The organism is Flavobacterium plantiphilum (assembly GCF_046000495.1).
Taxonomy (GTDB): Bacteria; Bacteroidota; Bacteroidia; order Flavobacteriales; family Flavobacteriaceae; genus Flavobacterium; species Flavobacterium plantiphilum.
Map to the genome: position 1 here is coordinate 52,156 of NZ_JBELQA010000011.1, position 21,489 is coordinate 73,644.

At 31.7% G+C, this 21,489-nt stretch carries 16 protein-coding genes; 5 read left to right on the forward strand and 11 right to left on the reverse strand.

Annotated features, from left to right (window positions below):
• The first annotated feature begins 76 nt into the window (after positions 1-76).
• Entirely contained in the window at positions 77-1,081 is a 1,005-nt protein-coding gene (locus ABS764_RS15910; protein ID WP_408082781.1) for a DUF3810 domain-containing protein, read from the forward strand.
• Here ABS764_RS15910 and ABS764_RS15915 read toward each other — a convergent pair whose 3' ends face one another.
• Positions 1,082-1,894: a lysophospholipid acyltransferase family protein gene (locus ABS764_RS15915; RefSeq protein ID WP_408082782.1), complete on the reverse strand. Its 813-nt coding sequence runs from the start codon at positions 1,892-1,894 to the stop codon at positions 1,082-1,084.
• Between the two features lie 61 nt (positions 1,895-1,955).
• A complete protein-coding gene (locus tag ABS764_RS15920; RefSeq protein WP_408082783.1) occupies positions 1,956-2,606 on the reverse strand; it encodes an NUDIX hydrolase in 651 nt (216 codons plus the stop codon).
• A gap of 86 nt (positions 2,607-2,692) precedes the next feature.
• Here ABS764_RS15920 and ABS764_RS15925 point away from each other — a divergent pair, with 86 nt between their 5' ends.
• The 4 genes from ABS764_RS15925 to ABS764_RS15940 all read left to right on the forward strand — a co-directional run bounded on the left by ABS764_RS15925 (position 2,693) and on the right by ABS764_RS15940 (position 10,327).
• On the forward strand, positions 2,693-3,130 hold the full coding sequence (locus tag ABS764_RS15925; protein WP_408082784.1) for a DUF4268 domain-containing protein: 438 nt from the start codon (positions 2,693-2,695) through the stop codon (positions 3,128-3,130).
• Between the two features lie 63 nt (positions 3,131-3,193).
• The gene (locus ABS764_RS15930) at positions 3,194-6,448 is read left to right on the forward strand and encodes a hypothetical protein (protein WP_408082785.1); all 3,255 of its coding nucleotides are present in this window, start codon (positions 3,194-3,196) and stop codon (positions 6,446-6,448) included.
• Positions 6,423-8,360, forward strand: coding sequence for a DUF3857 domain-containing protein (locus tag ABS764_RS15935; protein WP_408082786.1), 1,938 nt, complete (start codon positions 6,423-6,425; stop codon positions 8,358-8,360). Before ABS764_RS15930 ends, ABS764_RS15935 begins: the two co-directional genes overlap by 26 nt.
• A complete protein-coding gene (locus ABS764_RS15940; RefSeq protein WP_408082787.1) occupies positions 8,357-10,327 on the forward strand; it encodes a DUF3857 domain-containing protein in 1,971 nt (656 codons plus the stop codon). Before ABS764_RS15935 ends, ABS764_RS15940 begins: the two co-directional genes overlap by 4 nt.
• A 69-nt stretch (positions 10,328-10,396) precedes the next feature.
• On the opposite strand, the gene ABS764_RS15945 is transcribed toward ABS764_RS15940, so the two are convergent.
• From ABS764_RS15945 to ABS764_RS15985, 9 genes are all read right to left on the reverse strand, one after another.
• On the reverse strand, positions 10,397-10,816 hold the full coding sequence (locus ABS764_RS15945) for a hypothetical protein (RefSeq protein ID WP_408082788.1): 420 nt from the start codon (positions 10,814-10,816) through the stop codon (positions 10,397-10,399).
• A 10-nt stretch (positions 10,817-10,826) separates the two neighbouring features.
• On the reverse strand, positions 10,827-11,771 hold the full coding sequence (locus ABS764_RS15950) for an NAD(P)H-dependent flavin oxidoreductase (RefSeq protein ID WP_408082789.1): 945 nt from the start codon (positions 11,769-11,771) through the stop codon (positions 10,827-10,829).
• Positions 11,772-11,778: 7 nt separating this feature from the next.
• Positions 11,779-13,392, reverse strand: coding sequence for a S8 family peptidase (locus ABS764_RS15955; RefSeq protein ID WP_408082790.1), 1,614 nt, complete (start codon positions 13,390-13,392; stop codon positions 11,779-11,781).
• An 86-nt stretch (positions 13,393-13,478) separates the two neighbouring features.
• A complete protein-coding gene (gene mnmA, locus ABS764_RS15960) occupies positions 13,479-14,666 on the reverse strand; it encodes a tRNA 2-thiouridine(34) synthase MnmA (RefSeq protein WP_408082791.1) in 1,188 nt (395 codons plus the stop codon).
• 103 nt (positions 14,667-14,769) lie between these two features.
• Positions 14,770-15,483, reverse strand: a complete 714-nt coding sequence (locus ABS764_RS15965; RefSeq protein WP_408082792.1) for a toxin-antitoxin system YwqK family antitoxin — start codon at positions 15,481-15,483, stop codon at positions 14,770-14,772.
• Between the two features lie 93 nt (positions 15,484-15,576).
• The gene (yidC, locus tag ABS764_RS15970) at positions 15,577-17,469 is read right to left on the reverse strand and encodes a membrane protein insertase YidC (RefSeq protein ID WP_408082793.1); all 1,893 of its coding nucleotides are present in this window, start codon (positions 17,467-17,469) and stop codon (positions 15,577-15,579) included.
• A gap of 65 nt (positions 17,470-17,534) precedes the next feature.
• A complete protein-coding gene (locus tag ABS764_RS15975) occupies positions 17,535-19,148 on the reverse strand; it encodes a CTP synthase (protein ID WP_408082794.1) in 1,614 nt (537 codons plus the stop codon).
• Between the two features lie 143 nt (positions 19,149-19,291).
• Positions 19,292-19,525 carry a DUF3820 family protein gene (locus ABS764_RS15980; RefSeq protein WP_408082795.1) on the reverse strand — a complete coding sequence of 78 codons (234 nt, stop codon included), beginning with the start codon at positions 19,523-19,525 and terminating at the stop codon, positions 19,292-19,294.
• Positions 19,526-19,536: 11 nt separating this feature from the next.
• The gene (locus ABS764_RS15985) at positions 19,537-21,414 is read right to left on the reverse strand and encodes a LysM peptidoglycan-binding domain-containing protein (protein WP_408082796.1); all 1,878 of its coding nucleotides are present in this window, start codon (positions 21,412-21,414) and stop codon (positions 19,537-19,539) included.
• Between the last annotated feature and the right edge of the window lie 75 nt (positions 21,415-21,489).

The following is a 21,489-nucleotide window of genomic DNA, read 5'->3' on the forward strand; positions in this document are numbered from 1 at the left end:
AACTCTATAAAATGTCATTTTGAAAAGAAAATATTTATTACCAATACTGCTTATTTTTCAGATTCTGATTCTAAAAATGCTCTTTTTTTTCCCCGAATTAGTAGAATCTTTTTACAGCAACGGACTATATCCGTTACTTTCTGATTTTTTGAGAATAGTATTGGGATGGATTCCGTTTTCAGTGGGCGATATTTTATATTTTATACTGATTGTATTTTGTGTAAAATGGTTTTGGAACAACCGGAAGAATTGGAAATTAAACTGGAAAAACCTGTTATTAAAGATATTGAGTTTTGTTTCTGTTTTTCACTTCTTCTTTTATTTTACCTGGGCAATTAATTATTACAGAGTTCCTCTTTTTGAAAAAATGAAAATTGAGCGTGATTATACTGATGCTGATTTATTAGATTTCACCAAAAAAGTTATTGCAAAAACGAATCAAATTCAAAACCGCATCACTAAAAATAACCGATTAAAAGTGGTCTATCCATATACGCATGAAGCCACTTTTCAAAAAAACAGGAATGGTTATCAAAATCTGGCAAAAAAACACCCTGCCTTTACTTATACTAATCAAAGTATAAAAAAATCCCTGTTTAGTTTACCTTTAACTTACATGGGTTTTGGTGGTTATTTAAATCCGTTTACTAATGAAGCTCAGGTAAATTATTTAATGCCTATGTACAATTTACCCACAACCAGTTGTCACGAAATGGCACATCAAATGGGATTTGCCAGTGAAAGTGAATGCAACTTTATTGGCTTTCTTGCTTCGGTAAACAATGACGATTTATATTTTAAATATTCCGGTTACAGTTTTGCATTGCGGTATTGTATGAACAATTGGTATCTTAGAAATAAAAAAGTTCATCAGGAATTATTAAAAACCATTCATCCCGGAATCATAAAAAACTATAAGGAAACAGAACAATTCTGGATGCAGTACCAAACCCCTGTAGAAAGAGGATTCCATACTTTTTATGACCATTATTTAAAAATCAACCAACAGGAAGAAGGAATAAACAGTTATAGTAAATTTGTTGATTTATTAGTGAATTATTATAAAAATAAAACTTTATAATTATTCTATTTCCCATTGACGCAATTTGTTTAATTGTTCCTGTTCTTCTAACTCTTCAGCTGGAATAACCTTTAAAAAAGAAGGATGCTGTTCTATGGCATATTCTATCTTTTCTACAATTTCGTCAATGGTATCCATTTCATAATCAATAGCAAGCGGTTCTTTAATGATAAAAGACTGTAAAATTCCTTTCTTTTTCATTCGGATTCCTTTTCTGTCAAATGAGCGTCTGAAACCATCAATAACAATCGGCACTACTATAGGACGATGTTGTTTAATGATGTGTGCGGTACCTTTTCTGACAGGCTTAAAAGAACGGGTAGTTCCCTGCGGAAAAGTAATAACCCAACCGTCGTTCAGCGCTTTTTTTATGTTTTCGGTATCATTCGGGTTTACCGCTTTTTTCTCCGTCACATCTACCCCTTCAGAACGCCAGGTTCTTTCAACAGGAATGGCTCCGGCATAAGATAATATTTTAGGTAACAGCCCCGAACGCATGGTTTCCTTAGCGGCAACATAATAAATATTCATCTTAGGCTGCCATAAATAACCAATATTCTTAATTGAATCAATTCGTCCGCTTAAACTGGCATTAAAAACATGAAACATTGCCACCACATCAGCAAAATAAGTTTGATGGTTAGAGATAAAAAGCACATTAGTATCTGGTAATTTTCGAATAATCTCCGAACCTTCAATCTGTAATTCATTAAAGCCCCGATAGCGTCTATGAGTAAAACTTCCAAAAAAACGGATCAGCCATTTTTTTAGAAATAAAATGTGTCCAAAAGGATTTCTTTTAATAAGTCTCATAAACAGTTTTAAATTTTAAATGTTAGCTTATAAATTTACAAAAATAATAGAAAGCGCTCTATTATTCAGCATCCTCAAAAACGCTTAACAACACATCTTTCAATTCACTGAGCATCATTGCAGTAGCTCCCCACACAATATGTTCATCAATCTTAAAAGCCGGAACTTCAATGAAAGCCCCATATGACGTTGACAAATTTTCGACAGATAAAATAGCATCATCCTGAAAAACTTCCAGAGGCAATTCAATAATTGACGCTACTTCTTCAGGATCCAAAATAAAAGCCGGTTCTTCGGTACAAACCCCTAAAAAAGGATACACCATAAAATTACTTGGCGGAATATACAACGGACTAAAATCTTTCACTATTTGGATTTTACTGCGACTGATTCCAATCTCTTCCTCTGTTTCTCTTAAAGCAGTCTCTCTTAAATTTATATCTCCTGTTTCAAATTTACCACCCGGAAAAGCAATTTGTGCGGAATGAACGCCTTCATATGAATTGCGGACAATAAGTACAAGATGAGTTTGTTGATTTTTAGGATAAAACAACATCGTTACAGCAGCTTCTCTTGGGTGTTTTTCTTCCAGATTAATTTTCTTCAAAAGCTGTTTGCGCTCAAGAGGCATCATTTTTTCATGAGAAGCAAAAGCCGGAAGTGATGCCTGAACTAAATTAGGTATAATTTTTAAAAAATGCTGAAAATCCATAATCAAAGTCTATTTTTGCAAATAAAACATAAATATACTTTAGAAAAGAAGCCTGAACAAATTTCTAAAGATGAAAGCTTAATATAATGTACAGTAAAGAAGAAACGCAACGCTTAAAGAGAGAATTCTGGGTGACATTTGCCGAAAAATACCCGCGAAAATGGTTGTTATATGACACTAAAATTAAAGACTTCTCTTTTAAATTTTATGTGGACAACAAAAAAGCGCAGGTACTTATAGACATTGAGCCTCGCAATACCGAAAAGAGAATTGCTTACTTTGAAAAGTTAGAAGCTTTAAAAAACATTTTAGAGGAAGAATTCATCAGTGATTTAGTATTCGAAAAAGACTATGTTTTAGAAAATGGAAAAACCATTAGCAGGATTTGGGTTGAAAAATCAGGCGTTGGTTTTAGCAACCGCAATCACTGGGATATTATTTTTGATTTTTTCAATGAAAAAATGGATGCTCTGGAGCGTTTTTATCTGGAATATGATGAGTTTATAAAGGATATTGAAAATTAAAAAACAATCATATTCTTACAATCAAGAAAAAAAATTATATTTGAAAAATAATATAAATTCAAAATGAAACATTTTTTCTTAATTGTATTAATTAACGTTATTGCTAAAACATATTCTCAAAACAATTTTTCTGACATATACAATAATGATTCCATTATAAAAAAAGGAATCAATTTATATGATTTAGAAAAATTTGACGATGCAATCGTTGAATATAATAAAATAAATCCTACCGACCCTAAATATCTCATAGCACAGTACGAAAAAGCTTTATGCCTGAATGCCTTAAATAAAAAGGACGAATTTAAGTCATTTTTAGAAAATTTGTATCTGACCAAACAGATGCAAAAAAGTCCGCAACTTTATACACTATATGGTATTTTTCTGAGTGATAACAAAGAATACGAATTGTCCGAAAAAATCTTTAATGAAGGAAAACAGTATCTTTCAAATTCTGCTTCTTTTTTATACAATTTTGCGATTTTATATATCAGAAAAGAAGAAACTCAAAAATCTATTGATTTACTTAAGCAAGTTATCACTATCAATCCAAATTATTCTTCTGCACATTATTTATTAGGTCTGATTGCATTTGAAAATGGAAAAATAACCGAAGGAACTCTTGCTTTAATGAGTTATCTTATACTGTCTCCAAATGGAAAATTTGCAGAAAAAGCAGTGCTACAATTAAATGCGAAATATGGTGAAAACTATCTGGTTAAAAATAATTTCATTTTTTCAAAAAACGGAGATAATTTCGAAGAAATAGAAACTATTTTAAGAAATCAATTACCTCTAAATAAAGCTTATAAAATAAAATCTGAAATTGATGATGTAATCATTAGACAAGTACAAGCAGTATCCGAATACACTCTTGAACATAAAATGGGTGATGGTTTTTTTGAAACAACTTACATTCCATGGATTAAAGAAATGGTTGAAAAAAACTATTTTGAAGGATTTTCATACTACATGCTTTTATCCTATCAAGACAAACTGGAAAAAGAATTAAATAAGCAAAAGAAAAAAATAACATACTTTGAAGAGAATTTTTACAGCAAGGATTTTTGGTATTTTTTCGCAAAACGTAAAAAAGATTTATTTGGAAAAGAGGAAGAAGTTATTACTTTTTTAAAAGATAACGAGCCTTATCTTGTAGGGAAGGTAATTAACGGAAAATACGAAGGAAAATACAAATACCTGAATAAAAATGGTCTTCTTATTGGTGAATTAAACTTTGTGAACAATGAATTAGACGGACTTCAAAAATATTATAATAATGAAGGGCAACTAACTGAAGAAAAAACATTTAAAAACGGAAAATTAAATGGGACGAGAACTACTTATTATCAAAATGGAGGTGTAAGTATAATAGAAAATTACCAAGATGGAATCTTAGAAGGCATCAGCACTTCATTTTACCCTAATGGAAGTAAAAGTTGTGAAGTTAACTTTACAAATGGAGAAAGAAATGGGAAATATGTTTGTTTGTTCGAAAATGGTAAATTAAAATCTGAAATCAGTTATTTGAATGGGAAACTAAATGGAGCTTTCAAAACCTTTAATGAATTAGGCAATTTAACTGCAATCGAGAATTATGAGAACGACATACTTGATGGAGAATATTTAGAATATTACAACGACAAAACCATCAAATCTGAAGCAATCTATAATAAAGGTAAAATAAAGGATTTTTATAAATCTTATTATGCTAATTCATTATTAGAAAAAGAACTTAATTATATCGATGGGAAATTAAAAAATCTAACGAACTATTATTCTAATGGAAAAAAATCAAGTCAGGCCTTTTATAATGACAAAGAGCAATTAGAAAATTATAACTACTACGATATTGAAGGAAATTTATATTATACAGAAAAATTTAAGTCCGGAGAAATCAATTCAGGTACACAATATTCATTAAACACTCCAAAACCAATTGAAACTAATTTGTTGAATAACAAATTCGATATGGCCGATTATAATGGAACTAAAATGGTTTCCGGTAATTACAGCAATGGAAAAAAGAATGACCTTTGGCTGTACTACTATCCTTCAGGCACAAAAAGGTTAGAGGAAAATTATACCAATAGTGTTCTAAATGGCATTAGTAAAACCATTAACAGAAACGGAAGTGTAAACAGTATAAAAAACTTTACTAATGATAAAATTAACGGAAAATATGAAGTTTATGAAAATGGCAAATTAACTTCTACTCACTATTATACAGATGACATTAAACATGGTCCTTACCAAACTAATCATCCTGACGGCACCTTAAACGAAGAAGGTTACTATATCGATGGAAATTTAAATTATGATTATAAGTCATATTGGCAAAACGGAAATATTTATAAACATTCTATCTATATTGACGGAATTGCGACAAATACTAAAATTCACAATGAAAAAGGAGAACTTGAAAATGAATTTGACTATAAAAACAAAACTGGAATATTTACCACTAATTTATTTCATGGTACAATAACACGTAGCTTCCAACTTGCAAATGGTATTTTCAATGGCACTTATACTGAAAAAGACAAATTAGGCAATACTATTGTAGATGCGAACTATATCAACGGTCTTTTACACGGTAATTATAAATATTATGGTCCATTGGGAACTATAAAATATGAAAGTAATTATTTCTTAGGATACACTAATGGCACATCCAAAAATTATGATTTGTACGGAAACCTCCGATCTGAATACACCTCTACTCATGGTGTTGAAAATGGAAAAATAACGCATTACTATCATAATAAATCCAAACTCTCTGAGTACAACAAAATTAACGATTCCAAAGAAGGCGACTATTCCTATTACAATCAAAAAGGAGAATTGCTTCTTACAATAATTTACCAAAACGATAGTCCGGTATATTACATTGCCAGAAATAAAAACAATGATCCATTATCTAAAACTATCATTAACAAAGAAAACGCTAACATTACAGCTTATTACCCTAATGGAAAAATAGCGATGCAAATGAATCTGGTTAATGGGGAAACTGATGGGAAATTCATAATTAACAATGCTGAAGGGAAAACCGAATACCAATGTAATTATTACAACAGTTTAATAAACGGCGAACGAATTGAATATTATTCTAATGGAAATATTTATAGAAAAGAGCATTTCTTAAACAATAACTATGATGGAATTCAGGAGTTTTTTGAAGAAAATGGACGCCTAAAAATATCCGCAGAATATAAAAATGACGAACTAAATGGTAAAACTTTAATTTATACTAACGGAAAACTAAATTCAACTAAAAAATATGATTCTAATGAATTACTCGAAATTTCAATATAAGCTATTTATTTATTTATTCTCATCGTGTTTTTTTAGCTTAAGTACTCTTGCTCAAAATACACTTACTGAATACAAAAGAACGTATCCTGACTATAATGAACTTATAATCAACAACCAACAATCCTATAATATATCTATAGAAAATAAAAAATTAAAAATAATACAAGACAACCATTTTGAGTCAATGATTCTCTCCGAAAATGGTATTCAAAACAATAAAGAATCATTTTCTTATTCCAATTTAGTAAAACTAAACAACTATGATGCTTATGCACTGTTTAATGATAATGGAAAAGAAAAAAAAATAAAAGTAACCCAATCAAATGAAAAATCTTCAAAAAACGGAAGTGTTTTCTTTGATGATGTAATGGTACGTGAACTCACTTTTAACAATCTGGAAACAGGTTCTAAAAAAGTGTACAATTATCAAACTGAATTTATTGACCCTTATTTATTACATAAGTTTATTTTTGGTGATGAATTACCAATTCAAAATTCAACACTTGAAATAACTACTGAAAAAAACATAGAAATTGGATACAAAATCTTTAATGATCCTAATAATAGTATTGTGTTTTCAAAATCTGAAAAAAAAGGAAAATGGATTTACAAATGGACATTGACAGATATTAAACCTTTAAAATACGAAAACAATGCTCCTGGTTATTTGTACATAGTTCCTCATATCAATTTCTATATAAAAAATTATGTTATAGATAATCAAACTAATAATGTATTGGGTAATATCGATAATCTTTATTCCTATTACAAAGGATTCATTAAAGACTTAAACAAAGAAGAAGATACTCTTTTAAAAAACTTAACATTAGAAATTACAAAGAACAAAAAAACCGATGAAGAAAAGATAAAAGCAATATTTTATTGGGTAAAAGAAAACATCAAATACATTGCTTTTGAAAATGGTTATGAAGGTTTCATCCCTCGTGAAGCAAGTTTAGTTTTTCAACGCAAATTTGGCGATTGTAAAGACATGGGAAACATGATAAACTCTATGGCAAAATATGCCGAAATAAAAGATGTAACTCTAGCCTGGATTGGTACAAGAAGTTTACCTTACACTTATAATGATTTACCCACTCCTGCCGTTGACAATCACATGATAGCGGTATTTAAAAAAAATGACAATTATATTTTTCTTGATGCCACTGATAACGAAACCAATTACGGTATTCCAACAGCCTTTATCCAGGGAAAAGAAGCCCTACTTTATGAAAATGAAAAATATAAAATTGTAAAAGTACCTATTGTTCCTGCAGAAAAAAACAAAATATCGGATGATGTAAACCTTAGTCTTAAAGACAATAAACTAATTGGAAAAGGAAAATTAAAACTTGAAGGCTACAACAGAAGCCATACACTAATGAAAATTGGAGAAACTTATAATAAAACCAGATTTGAATCTATTAAAAACTTAGTTTTAAAAGGCTCTAATAAATTTAATTTAATAGAATACAATGAAGAAAACAGAAATGACAAAGACAAACCCTATATTATAAATTACAATTTTGATTTAGATAATTACATCATACAATTAGATTCTGATTTTTATATTAATTTATTTCTGGACAAAATTTTTGATGACTTTCTAATTGAAAAAAACAGAATTTCAAATTTTGATTTTGAATACCTAACACAATTCAGTAAAAATTACAATTTAGAAATCCCAAAAAATTATAGTATAAAACAAATACCAAAGAATTTTAGCATAAACAATGATTGTATAAAAGCTGATTTTATTTATGAATTAAAAAACGGAAATATAAACCTAAACATCAATTTAATTCAGAAAAAACTAACCTTAAACAAATCTGACTTTGAACTCTGGAATTCAAGTATAAAAGCATTAAAAACAAATTACAACCAAGTCCTAATTTTATCAAAAAAAATATGAAAAAAACAAATTTAAAAACCATTCTAACATTGCTCTTATTCATCAATGTTACAATCAACTATGGTCAAGACTTCTCCTTTAAAAATTATGACTGGTTAGAAAAACCAAATAAAATAGAAATTCCGGCACTTTACAAAAACAGTAAAGAAGTAGTTCTGGACTGTACGGAAAAAATTGAAATTGTAGTTAATGGTAATTCTGCAAAACAATACCACCTTAAACATGAAAAAATATTTATCAATTCTGATGAAGCAATAGAACGAAACAATAAAATCTATATTTCATTTGGAAATAACGAAACCATTTTAATGAACAAACTAAGGGTTCTTTTAAAAAATGGTTCTGTAATTACTTTAAATCCAGAAGACATCAAAGAAGAAATAGATAAAGAGAGAGGTGTTAAATACAATTACTTTGCAGTTAATGGTCTGGAGAAAGGTGCAATAATTGAAAAAATATATTTACTCGAAGAAAACCCTGACCTAAAAGGAAAAACCATAAAAATGCAAGCGCAACTTCCTATTAGTAATCTAAACTTTCAACTAATTTACCCAAAATACTTAGTATTCAAAACTAAAACTTATAATGGTTTAAGCAATCCAATACTTAATGATAACGAAATAGCAGATAAAGCTGTACTTACTATTAATGAAAAAGATATTGCAGCATTAGATAATGACGAAAAGTATTCGAATTGGGATGTTCAAATTAAACTTTTCAGATATAAATTAGATGCAAACAATAACAACGGCGCAAAGAATCTTTATAATTATAAAGAATTTGCAACTAATGTACACAACCGTATTAATACTGCACTAGATAAAAAAGAGCAAAAATCAATTGAAGATTTTTGTGCTACAATTACAAAATCCAATGATGAACAAGAACAAATTTGGAATATTGAAAACAAAATCAAAAAAACAATAACTTTTGAACGATTTATAGACTCTAAAGAAAATCTAATAGATATCATCAAATCAAAACAAGCTAATGAAGTTGATATTTTAAAATTATACAAAGCCGTTTTGAAAAATTTTAAAATTGAAAACAATGTAGTCTTTACAACAAGCCGCTATAAAATACCTTTTGACAAAGATTTCGAAAGTTATGAAAACCTAAATGATTTTTTACTTTATTTTCCAAATATAAAGAAATACCTGAGTCCAAGAGAAGTTGAATTTAGAATTCCTCTTTTTCCAAAATTTTTGGGCAATAACTATGGTCTTTTCATCAAGGAAAAAGAATTTGCAGGAACTACTATGGTAATTAGTGATGTGAATTTTATTGAAATTCCGGGAACTGAAATTTCTCATGATTATATGGATATAATAGTCGATTTCACAAAAGATATTGCTAATCCGAATATTACCAGTAAGCTTTCATTTGGAGGTTATTCAGGATTTAATATGCAACCTATCAAAGATTTTTACCCTGCAGAACAATATCAAACCATCCTTAAAGATATTGCCGAAAATTATTCTGTTAAAACAGAATACAAAACGCTAACAGCCAGTAATGATGGTGTCGAAAATATAGGTAAAAAACCATTTATTTTAGATTTAACTTTTGAAGGAAAAGATCTTATTCAAATAGCAGGTGATAAATATTTATTTTCAATTGGTCAAATTATCGGTCGTCAAATGGAGTTTTATCAGGAAAACAAAAGAGCGCTCCCTGTAGAAATTGATTATCCACATTTTTACACCCGTAAAATTAAAATAATTTTACCTCAAGGTGCTACAATTCAGAATTTAGAAAAATTCAACATGGATTTCAAAACAAACATAAACAATAAAACAGAAGCTGCTTTCTTAAGCAATTACAATAAAAAAGACAATGAAATTGTTGTAGAAAACACCGAATACTACAATATAATAAACTATCCTTTATCTTGTTTTGAAGATTATAAAGCAGTAATAAATGCAGCTGCGGACTTTAATAAGATTATAGTAATTCTATCCAATTAATAAAAAGTCAAAATCATTTTGCAATAAATAATTAAAGGCGGTTCAAAAGTAATTTTTGAATCGCCTTTTTTACATCGCAAAAATATTATACACAATTACGTGATCGGGATAAGTGATATAAAGTTGTTTGCGGTTTTTCTGCATTTTACGGGTAATAATTGAAACTGTACAATCAACACCATCGTTATCTTTACAGCTAAAAGAATACACTAAATCACTTTCAGATTCAGATTCAGGCTGATAAACTAGTATATTATACAATTGAATATTTTGAGAATATACTACAATCCTGTTCTTGTCAGTATCTAAAGTGACAGCAATATTAACTAATCCCAACTCAGACCATTTCCCCCATTTTCCATTCTCATTTTTCTCTAAAACACTGAATCCTGAAGTCCTGAATCGATATACCTGACTATAAGATTGCTGGAAACCAATTGCAAAAAACAATAAAGTGATGTAAAAATAAAAGCTTTTTTTTTGTGTCATTTTGACTTATTTAAAATAAAAAATTGGCAACTTGTTTTTTAGCAAATTCATATTCCCGCATCATATCTAAAACAATAGTTTCAGCTGACTTTATTTCGTGAATTAATCCGGCTACCTGACCTATCTCTAATTCTCCCTCATCTACATCACCTTCAAAAATACCTTTCTTAGCACGGGCTCTTCCTAATAATCCGGACAAATCTTCTACAGTTGGACAGTGGGTGTATAATTCCTCAATATCTTTAAAAAACTTATTCTTTATCAATCTGACGGGTGTTAATTCCTTTAATGTTAATTGGGTACCACCTTCTTTTGTATCCAGAATTATTTTCTTAAAATTATCGTGCGCCGAAGATTCTGTTGAAGCAGCAAACCGGCTTCCTACCTGCACACCATCTGCCCCCAGAACCATTGCTGCCAGCATACCGTTTCCATTGGCTACACCACCGGCTGCAATAATAGGAATTTTTATTTGTTCTTTCACCATCGGAATTAAAGTAAAAGTAGTGGTTTCATCGCGACCATTGTGCCCTCCTGCTTCAAAACCTTCAGCAACGACGGCATCTACTCCTGCTTGCTGTGCTTTCAACGCAAACTTGGTACTGCTCACCACATGGACTACTGTAATTCCATTGTCCTTTAAATAAGGTGTCCAGGTCATAGGATTTCCTGCCGAAGTAAACACGATTTGCACCTTTTCTTCAACAATTATCTTCATGATTTCTTCGATATTTGGATACAGCATCGGAATATTGACACCAAAAGGTTTCGAAGTAGCTTTTTTACATTTGCGAATATGTTCTCTTAAAACTTCCGGATACATTGAACCGGCACCTATCAATCCCAAACCTCCGGCATTACTTACTGCACTGGCTAATTTATAACCGCTAACCCAAACCATTCCCGCCTGAATCAAAGGATATTTTATATTAAATAATGTTGTTATTCTGTTCATTTGCCAATCAATTTTTAATTATTTTCCCATATCTGGAAATGAAATCCGATTCAATTTGATAGAAATAAAGTCCTTTACTTAAAGGTTCTAAAGAAAAATTGGTTTCTAAATCCAGTACCTTACTTTCTAAAACTTTTTGTCCAAGTACATTATAAAAAAGTATTTTCCCTTTATTAAAATCAGTAGGAAAACGAACAGAAACAACATCAGAGGCAGGATTGGGATAAGCGACAAAATACTGCAGATTTTCATTTTTTAAATTTGCTTTGTTGGCTAATGCCAAATTAAAATCAGGAATTCCATAACCATACAGATTATCCGGTGTATTATAATTATCAGATGATTCAAGCAGCATTTCTTTTATTTCCTGATTTGTTTTCTCTGGATAGGCCTGCCACAAACAGGCAAGCATTCCGGCAATAAGCGGAGCCGAAAAAGAACTTCCATTAAGATAAATATTATTTCCATTCTCATCAGACACTACTGTATTTTGCCCCAGAGCCATTACTTCAGGCTTTATCCGACCATCAGATGTGGGACCTGCAGAGCTAAAACTTACCCGATTTTTATTTTCATTTACTGCTCCTACTCCAATAACAGAAGCAGCATCTGCCGGAGCTCCTATATAGGGATCCTTAGTTGTTCCTTCATTTCCTGCCGAAACAACTACAAGCATTCCGCGGCTAAAAGCAATTTCGGCTCCTTGAGAAATAAAAGCTGTACTTCCGTTTCTTTGTTCATAAGTATGATTATATGCGGGATTGTCAAACTCCGTATACCCTAATGAACTATTTATAATATCCACTCCTAAACTATCTGCTTTTTCAGCAGCCTCCACCCATAGTGATTCCTCCACCGGATTTTCAGCACTTATATCTTCGGTAACAAACAGATAATAAGAAGCACCTATCGCTGTACCTGTTAATGAATTCTCAGTATAAGCACCCATCGTGGAAAGCACATTGGTACCATGGGAATCCTTAGTATAAACAGCATCACTTCTGGTTACAAAATTATAAACTCCTAAAATTTGTTTATTATCCCTTAACCGTTTAAACGGAACTATTTTATCAACACCTAAAAAACCGGCATCCAGCACAGCTATTATTTTTCCAGAACCGGTATATTTTTGCTGATGTAAAACCTGTCCGTTTAGCATTTTTATTTGCAAATCAGCAGTTTCATTATCAGCAGAGATATACTTTTCTTTTTTTAAATGCTTGTTTTTCCTAACAACAATTTTAGAACCTTTATTGGTTTGATTTAAAACAGGATTAGCAAAATCTATTTTAGACACAAAACCATACTTTTTTAATGCATTCACTACATTCTGAGAACCTCTTACATGAATGGCATTCATCCATTTAGACTTAGCCATAATTTGGATTCCCGAAACCTTTTTTATGATACTAATAAAATTCTGATCGATAGGAATATCTTTAAAATCCAAAGCAATATTTTGAATATTTCTCCGGTCTAAAGCACGCTGTGAAAGCATTTTTAACGGATTGTTATAAAAATAATGCTCATTTGCTTTAGCATTAAAATATACCCAGGCTTCTTCCTGCGAAAAAACAAAAAGAGGAAATAATAGAAAAAATAACAAACGAGACTTTCTCATAAAGTGTGATACCGTTTTAAAAAAAAAGTGATTAATCTATAAAAGAATTAATCACTTAAATTTATTATTTTTTTCTGAAAGTATCACTAAGAAATCACTCCGGAACCTAATAATTCATCCTCCTGATACCAGGCTACAAATTGTCCCTCGGTTATAGCCGACTGTGGCTCTTCAAAAGAAACATACATTCCGGATGCAAACTGATGTAATGTGGCTTCTTGTAAAGGCTGCCTGTAACGAATCCTGGCCATTACTTTCATCGAATCTCCATTGGCCAGAGCCAAATCTTCACGAATCCAATGCACTTCAGATTTTTCTACAAATAAAGCTTTTCTAAACAAACCCGGATGATGGCTTCCCATTCCGGTATAAATAATATTCGAATCAACATCCGTAGCTATCACAAATAAACCTTCAGCAGTTCCTCCTACATTTAAGCCTTTACGCTGACCGATGGTAAAATAATGTGCTCCCTGATGTCTGCCTACAGTTTTTCCCATATCCGGTGTATAAGCAATTGGACTTGCTGCCAGAGACAAGGTTTCTTCATCTGACAAACCTTTAGGTATTCCAATGTCATAAACGGAATTATTTTTATCAATCTGGACAATTATTCCCGGCTTAGGTTGTAATTTTTGTTGTAAAAATTCCGGAAGACGTACTTTACCAATAAAACACAATCCCTGAGAATCTTTCTTTTCTGCAGTAACTAATTCCATTTCGGCTGCAATTTCTCTAACCTGAGGTTTGGTTAATTCTCCAATAGGAAAAAGCGCTTTGGCTAATTGCTCCTGTGACAACTGGCACAAGAAATAAGATTGATCTTTGTTATTGTCAACACCGGCCAGTAATTGATAAACCGGCTTTCCGTCAACATCAATTTCACTTTTGCGGCAATAATGTCCTGTAGCCACATAATCGGCTCCAAGACTTAAGGCAATTTTCATGAAAACATCAAATTTTATCTCGCGATTACACAGCACATCGGGATTAGGAGTTCTTCCTTTTTCATATTCGTTGAACATATAATCAACGATTTTTTCTTTGTATTGTTCACTTAAATCAACGGTTTGAAACGGAATTCCCAGCTTCTCAGCTACTAACAAAGCATCATTACTGTCTTCTAACCACGGACAATCATTAGATATCGTTACCGAATCATCATGCCAGTTTTTCATAAAAAGCCCAATAACCTCATAACCTTGCTGTTGCAACAAATAAGCTGCAACACTTGAATCTACACCACCAGAAAGTCCTACTACAACACGTTTCATTATAAATTTATTTTTAATGCCTGCAAAGGTACAAAGTTTTCAAACGATTCTGTTCATTATCACATTTCGTTTGTATACTAAAAAACATTTAAGAATAAAAGAACTATTTTTTATTTGCCGTTTCTTTTGATTTATAAAGGCTCAAATTCTCTTCTGCAGTCAATTTTCCATTTTCGAAAAATTGCCAGATACCGGTTTTTTTTCCGTTAGTGAATTTACCTTTTGAAACGATATTGCCGTCAACATCCCTAAAAACAGCTTCACCATCATATTGATCATTTTTAAAAGCAACTTCTTCTAAAACAACTCCTCTTTCGGAATATTTTTTAGAACTGCCATTTTTTGAACCTGATTTATAATGGGTTTCTTCGGCAATTTTTCCGCTTGGAAAAAATACAGAACGCAACCCTTCTAATTTTCCATTTTTATAATGCTCATATGTCATAATGCTTTTAGAGTCTTTATGGTAATATTTCCATTCTCCTTCAAACATTTTATTGACTACCTTCCCTTCGCTGACTTTATTTTTATTCTGATCATAGAAAACCGTATAAGCTGCATTATCATCGGGATTAAAAGTTCGGGTAGCAATTACGGTTCCAGCTTTAGTATCATCAAAAAATTTAAATTCCCCTATTTCTTTACCATGCGAAAAAGTTCCTTCATACCGAGGTCTTTGAGACTCCGCATAAAAACCTTTCCATACACCATCTTTTTTCCCATTGGCATCCAGATTATTGTAAGCTTTCTGTGCCTGAAGATTACAAAAGCTTAAAAACAATAAAAAAACAAACCTTATTTTAGATATTGATTTCATAAAACTATTTTAACAACTTAAACGAATGATTCGGATTATAATTATCTGTAAACTAAAAAAATCCCGAATGAACGAGATTTTTTTAGTCTTATATTATTTCTTTTTCTTTTGCGCTTTCATCGCTTCCTGTTGCGCCATCGCTTCCTGAAGCTTTTGTTGAAACTTACTTTGTTTCTTAGGCTCTTTCTTTTTATTTTCCTGAATTTGAGCGTGAATCTTATCACTGTCAATAATGTAATTCTTGATTACTAACATGATTCCGATTGTAATGGTATTTGAAATAAAATAATACAAACTCAATCCTGACGCATAACTATTAAAGAACAACAACATCATTAATGGCGAAATGTACACCATTATTTTCATCATTTTAGCCATATCAGGCATTCCTTCCTGTTGTGGTGTTGCCATTTGCTGATCTCCGGTTGTCATTTTCATATAAAAGAAAATAGCAATAGAGGCTAAAATTGGGAATAAACTAATATGATCTCCATAAGCAGGAATATGGAAAGGTAATTTATAAACCGAATCAAATGAAGACAAATCATCTGCCCACAAGAATCCTTTTTGTCTTAACTCAATAGCTGATGGAAAAAATTGAAACAAAGCATAAAAAACTGGCATTTGCAGTAAACCAGGTACACAACCCGCCATTGGATTCACACCGGCTTTGTTGTACAACTTCATAGTTTCCTGTTGCTTTTTCATTGGTTCGTCTTTGTATTTTTCACTAATCTCAGTGATTTCTGGACGCAACACTTTCATTTTTGCCTGAGACAGGAACGACTTATACGTAATAGGAGACATTAGTAATTTTACTAAAATAGTAAACAATACAATAGCCCATCCCTGTGAAATAAACATACTCAGAAATCCATAAGTTGGAATAAACAGATGACGGTTAATCCAACCAAAAATTCCCCAGCCTAAGGCTACAATGTCTTCTAAATTTCTGTCATAAGATTTTAATAATTTATAATCGGTAGGACCATAATACCAATTCATTTTTTGATCAATCTCTCCATTTTTGAAAGCCAGTGGCATTACTGCTTTGAAATGCTTGGTAAAAGTAGTATCAATCTCTTCATCATTCACTAAATTATCAGAATACAATTCTGCTGTTGCAAAAGGAGTTGATGATAATAAAATAGAAGAAAAGAAATGTTGTTTGTAAGCGACATAACTAACCTCTTCCGCTGTTTCTGTTTTGTCGTGTCCCTGACCTAAATAATCGCTTTTACCATCTTCATATTCAAAATATATTTCAGAATAACGGTTCTCATAAGAGATACTTTTTTCATTAGTATAGGTTTTAAATTCCCATTCTAACTGTAACGGTTTTGCTGTTTTTAAAATAGTACCCAAACCTTGTGTCTGAATATCAAAATCCAGCATATAATCATTTGCTTTTAATACATATTTATATTCTAAATAAGCATTAGGGGCTGCTTTTAAACGCATTGTCAAAATTTGGTCTTCACCATTTTTAGTCAAAGTTGGTTCAAAATAAAGTTCTTTTGTGTTTAAAGTATGGTTATCCGCAGTGGCTAATTCTAAATTAAATTGTGCATTATTATCCTTAATTAATTTGACTAACTCTCCTGATCCTTTTTTAGTACGTTCAAAATTTTTCAGAGTTGCTTCAGCAATATAACCTCCTTTATTTGCTATTTTAAGTTTTACTAATTTGTTTTCAATGGTAGTAAATTCCTCTTTCGCACTCGGCAAAGTAGCAGAATAAGCAAAGCTTCCTAAAGTTTTTTGAAGTTTTGCCAATTGCAGAGTATCATTTGATGCTACCGGAGCAGTAACTAATTTTGCTGCATTTTGTTGCGTTTTAGTATCTTTAACAACCAATTCTTTTTTGGCTTTTTCTGCAGCCAGTTCCGCTTCAGAAGGTTTGTTTTGGTACATGATCCAAAGCAGTATACCGAAAATCAATACAAAACCAATTAACGAATTGGGGTCAAACTTTTTTTCTTCCATTTTTATATGAATTATTTTATGACTTATTGGGTCAGATTATTTTTATTCTAATGCAGAATACTTTACTATTTTTTTCTTGCTTTTACAGCCGCAGCAACAAAATTCACAAAAAGAGGATGTGGATTTGCTACCGTACTTTTATATTCAGGATGGTATTGAACTCCAATAAAGAAAGGATGATTTTCAATTTCTACAATTTCTACTAATCCTGTATCCGGATTGATACCTGAAGCTTTTAATCCTGCATTTTCTAACTCAGATACATAGGCACTATTGTATTCATAACGGTGACGATGACGCTCAAAAATAGTAGTTTCCCCATAAATTCTGTAAGCCAGAGTATCCGGTTTTATCTCACATTTCCATGCTCCCAGACGCATTGTTCCGCCTTTATCAGTTACATTTTTTTGCTCTTCCATTAAGTTCACCACAGGATGCGAGGTCTGATCGTTCATTTCAGTCGAATTTGCTTCAGCATACCCTAATACATTTCTGGAATATTCAATAACCGACATTTGCATTCCCAGGCAAATTCCGAAGAAAGGCATTTTATTTTCACGCGCATAACGCACTGCAGCAATTTTTCCTTCGATTCCTCTTTCTCCAAAACCCGGAGCAACAAGAATAGCATCAATATCTTTGAATTTATCAGCTATATTTTCTTCATCAATATATTCGGAGTGAATAGAAACTACATTTACTTTAGTCTCATTAGCAGCACCAGAATGAATAAAAGCCTCTAAAATAGACTTATAACAATCCTGCATTTCTACATATTTACCAATCAGACCGATATTCACAGTATGTTTTGGACTTTTTAATCTCTTTAAAAAAGTATTCCAGGTTTTTAAATCAGGAGCAGCTTTTTTAGGCAGATCTAGCTTTTTCAGAGCAACAATATCTAATCCTTCTTCAAGCATTAAATTAGGTACTTCATATATAGTAGATGCATCGATAGACTGAATAACCGCTTCTTTTTTCACATTACAAAACAAAGCTAACTTACTGCGTAATTCCTGCGAAAGTTCATGTTCTGTTCTACACACCAGAATATCAGCTTTAATTCCGCTTTCCATCAGCGTTTTTACAGAATGCTGTGTTGGCTTTGTTTTTAACTCCCCGGCAGCTGCCAGATAAGGAATCAGAGTCAGATGAATTACAATAGCATTATTTTCTCCTAAATCCCAAACCAGCTGACGCACCGATTCTATATACGGCAACGATTCAATATCCCCTACCGTTCCTCCAATTTCAGTAATAACAATATCATAATCACCGGATTTTCCCAGCAATTGCATTCTGTCTTTAATTTCATTAGTGATATGCGGAACAACCTGAACTGTTTTCCCTAAGAATTCTCCTCTTCTCTCTTTTTCGATAACGGAAAGATAAATTCTTCCTGTTGTAACATTATTAGCCTGAGAAGTAGGAACATTTAAAAAACGCTCATAATGACCTAAATCCAAATCAGTTTCAGCTCCATCATCAGTTACATAACATTCCCCGTGTTCATAAGGATTCAACGTTCCCGGGTCAACATTTAAGTAAGGATCAAATTTTTGAATAGTAGTTCTGTATCCTCTTGCCTGTAATAATTTTGCTAACGATGCTGCTATAATTCCTTTTCCCAAAGATGAAGTAACCCCTCCGGTAACAAAAATATATTTTGTCTGATTCATGCTGTTCTAGTTTGTATTGTAGTTGTGTAAAAAACGTGGCAAAAATACGATTATAAATTTAGATTATGCTAATTTGGAAATGAGATAATTTCTAAATTTGACTTTTATGAATGCAAAAATAAAAACCTCATTAATTTCTTAAATCAATGAGGTTTTGGGTATCTTTTTTTAATATTTCGTATCAATTCTTCTAATCCGTTCAATTTTAATTCATAAATCAATTGTAATTGTTCACCTAATTCTCCTTTTGGAAATCCTTTATTATGATACCAGACCACATAATATTGGGGCAAATCAATCAAAAAACGACCTTCATATTTCCCAAAAGGCATTTTAGCATACGCCAGTTTTACTAATTTCTGTTGATTTGCATCCATCAAAAAAAGATTTAGTTTGCTGTTTTTTCGGTCAGATCAGTATCATAATACAAAATGTAAACTCCTTTATTAGCATAACCCATACCGTCTTTTTTATAATATTCAAATTTGTTTTCAAATTGTTCAGTAGCGGTAGTATTGACAGTATCTTCAAAAGATTTATTCTGCATTAAACGCATCATAGTATCAAAAGTAACATCAAATCCTCTGGTAGCATAATCGCTAGGCGAAATAAAATTCTGCTTTCTGAATTTATTTTCAAAAGCAATACGTTCCGGCGAAGTATTATCTCTTGTTACCGAAGGATACATTAATTTTAATTTTACCAGATTTGAAAATTTGATTTCATCAGAATCCAATGCATCATTAGGTTCTAACACTACTAATTGCACCTGATAATCCGGCATAACACTTAGCATAGCTGCAATAGTTGTTTTAACCATCCAGATACTGGCCGTCTCCATTAATACATAATTCATCCTTCCTGTAACAAGCGTATTTCTCAGACTTTCTGCAGAAATATTACCGTTTTCATTCAATGCTACCAGCTTTACATCAGGCTGGTTCTGAGCCAGATATAAATTCATCGAACTTTTTTTTCTGTCAACAACAGCCACAACGTTTCCGCGTTTAGAACGCATATAATCAAACATAGCAGTTTTTAACACATCATTTGAAGGTACAGTTTGATATAAATTTGCTATTGGATTACCGGAGTCTTTTGACAAAGGCGAAATCACAGGCACATTATAACTGCTTAATAATCGGGCTGTAGCTTCGGCATTATTTTGATAAAAAGGACCTATTAATGCATCGGCTGTTTGTAATTTATTAGTATTTATAATAGCTGCAGCATTGGAATTATACTTGGTTTCTTCAGAATCATATATACTGACATCGATTGGTAATCCCAGTGTTTTAGCCGAGTCTATTGCCATCAAAGCTCCTGCATAGAAATCCAGTGTCATATTTAAAAACTTGTCTTTTTTCAATCGTTCTGTCATCGAATTTACGGTATCCCCTTCTACTCTGGAGACATTAAAAGGCAGTAACAAAGCTATCTTTTTACGTCCTCCCACATTTTTAGGACTCAAATCAGCATACACTTTATTTTCCTGAATCGCAGGAAAAGAAGTATTTGCAGGCACTTTTAAAAGCATTCCTATTTCAACACCATTCTTAAGTTCCGGATTTAGTTTTACCAACTCGTCCTGACTCAAATCAAACATTTTTGACAAACTATACAAGGTTTCTTTAGGCTTTACCTGATAAGTATTGTATTTTTTTACTGAAACAGAAGCAGCTTCCTTTTGAAGAGTACTTTCATTTTTTGATGGATTTCCTTTGATTAACAAATGATAACCAATAGTAAGATTAGGTATAATCTCAGGATTTTTCCTTTCTAATTCCGCAATCGTAATTCCATATTTTTTAGCAATCGAATATTTCGTTTCTTTTGGTTGTACATCATGATAAATTGCTTTTTGTAGCGTTGCTTTATTTTTAGACGGAATCACTAAAGTTTGACCTATTTGCAAACCATCTGTTTCTAAAAAAGGATTTGCTTTTTTCAAATCAGCATCCGAAATAGCATATTTTTTTTCAATTCCGTATAAAGTTTCTTTAGGCAAAACTTTATGTGCAATTTGAGCCTGAGCAGCAGCAACTGTAAGTCCTGATTTAGAAGGAATCAAAAGCTTCATTCTGGGTTTCAGCTTATCCTGAGCATCCGGATTTAGTTTATAAATATCGTAAGGAGTTACCTGATACTTTTTAGCGATTTCAGTTATCGTTTCTCCCCGCTCTACTTTATGAGTGATCATTTCTTGCGAAAAAACAGCATTAGCGAACAGTAAAACAGGAATCCAAATGGCAAAAAAACACTTCATTCGATTATTTCTTTTAAAAAATTATTGTACTAAAGATAAGAAAACGGCACCAAATTTTATTCTAAAATCTGATAC

What these genes read in the sequence shown, in the direction of transcription:
- ABS764_RS15910 (WP_408082781.1), top strand. Translation starts at nt 77, where the DNA reads ATGCTCTTTTTTTTCCCCGAATTAGTAGAATCTTTTTACAGCAACGGA.
- ABS764_RS15915 (WP_408082782.1), bottom strand. Translation starts at nt 1,894, where the DNA reads ATGAGACTTATTAAAAGAAATCCTTTTGGACACATTTTATTTCTAAAA.
- ABS764_RS15920 (WP_408082783.1), bottom strand. Translation starts at nt 2,606, where the DNA reads ATGGATTTTCAGCATTTTTTAAAAATTATACCTAATTTAGTTCAGGCA.
- ABS764_RS15925 (WP_408082784.1), top strand. Translation starts at nt 2,693, where the DNA reads ATGTACAGTAAAGAAGAAACGCAACGCTTAAAGAGAGAATTCTGGGTG.
- ABS764_RS15930 (WP_408082785.1), top strand. Translation starts at nt 3,194, where the DNA reads ATGAAACATTTTTTCTTAATTGTATTAATTAACGTTATTGCTAAAACA.
- ABS764_RS15935 (WP_408082786.1), top strand. Translation starts at nt 6,423, where the DNA reads ATGAATTACTCGAAATTTCAATATAAGCTATTTATTTATTTATTCTCA.
- ABS764_RS15940 (WP_408082787.1), top strand. Translation starts at nt 8,357, where the DNA reads ATGAAAAAAACAAATTTAAAAACCATTCTAACATTGCTCTTATTCATC.
- ABS764_RS15945 (WP_408082788.1), bottom strand. Translation starts at nt 10,816, where the DNA reads ATGACACAAAAAAAAAGCTTTTATTTTTACATCACTTTATTGTTTTTT.
- ABS764_RS15950 (WP_408082789.1), bottom strand. Translation starts at nt 11,771, where the DNA reads ATGAACAGAATAACAACATTATTTAATATAAAATATCCTTTGATTCAG.
- ABS764_RS15955 (WP_408082790.1), bottom strand. Translation starts at nt 13,392, where the DNA reads ATGAGAAAGTCTCGTTTGTTATTTTTTCTATTATTTCCTCTTTTTGTT.
- mnmA (WP_408082791.1), bottom strand. Translation starts at nt 14,666, where the DNA reads ATGAAACGTGTTGTAGTAGGACTTTCTGGTGGTGTAGATTCAAGTGTT.
- ABS764_RS15965 (WP_408082792.1), bottom strand. Translation starts at nt 15,483, where the DNA reads ATGAAATCAATATCTAAAATAAGGTTTGTTTTTTTATTGTTTTTAAGC.
- yidC (WP_408082793.1), bottom strand. Translation starts at nt 17,469, where the DNA reads ATGGAAGAAAAAAAGTTTGACCCCAATTCGTTAATTGGTTTTGTATTG.
- ABS764_RS15975 (WP_408082794.1), bottom strand. Translation starts at nt 19,148, where the DNA reads ATGAATCAGACAAAATATATTTTTGTTACCGGAGGGGTTACTTCATCT.
- ABS764_RS15980 (WP_408082795.1), bottom strand. Translation starts at nt 19,525, where the DNA reads ATGGATGCAAATCAACAGAAATTAGTAAAACTGGCGTATGCTAAAATG.
- ABS764_RS15985 (WP_408082796.1), bottom strand. Translation starts at nt 21,414, where the DNA reads ATGAAGTGTTTTTTTGCCATTTGGATTCCTGTTTTACTGTTCGCTAAT.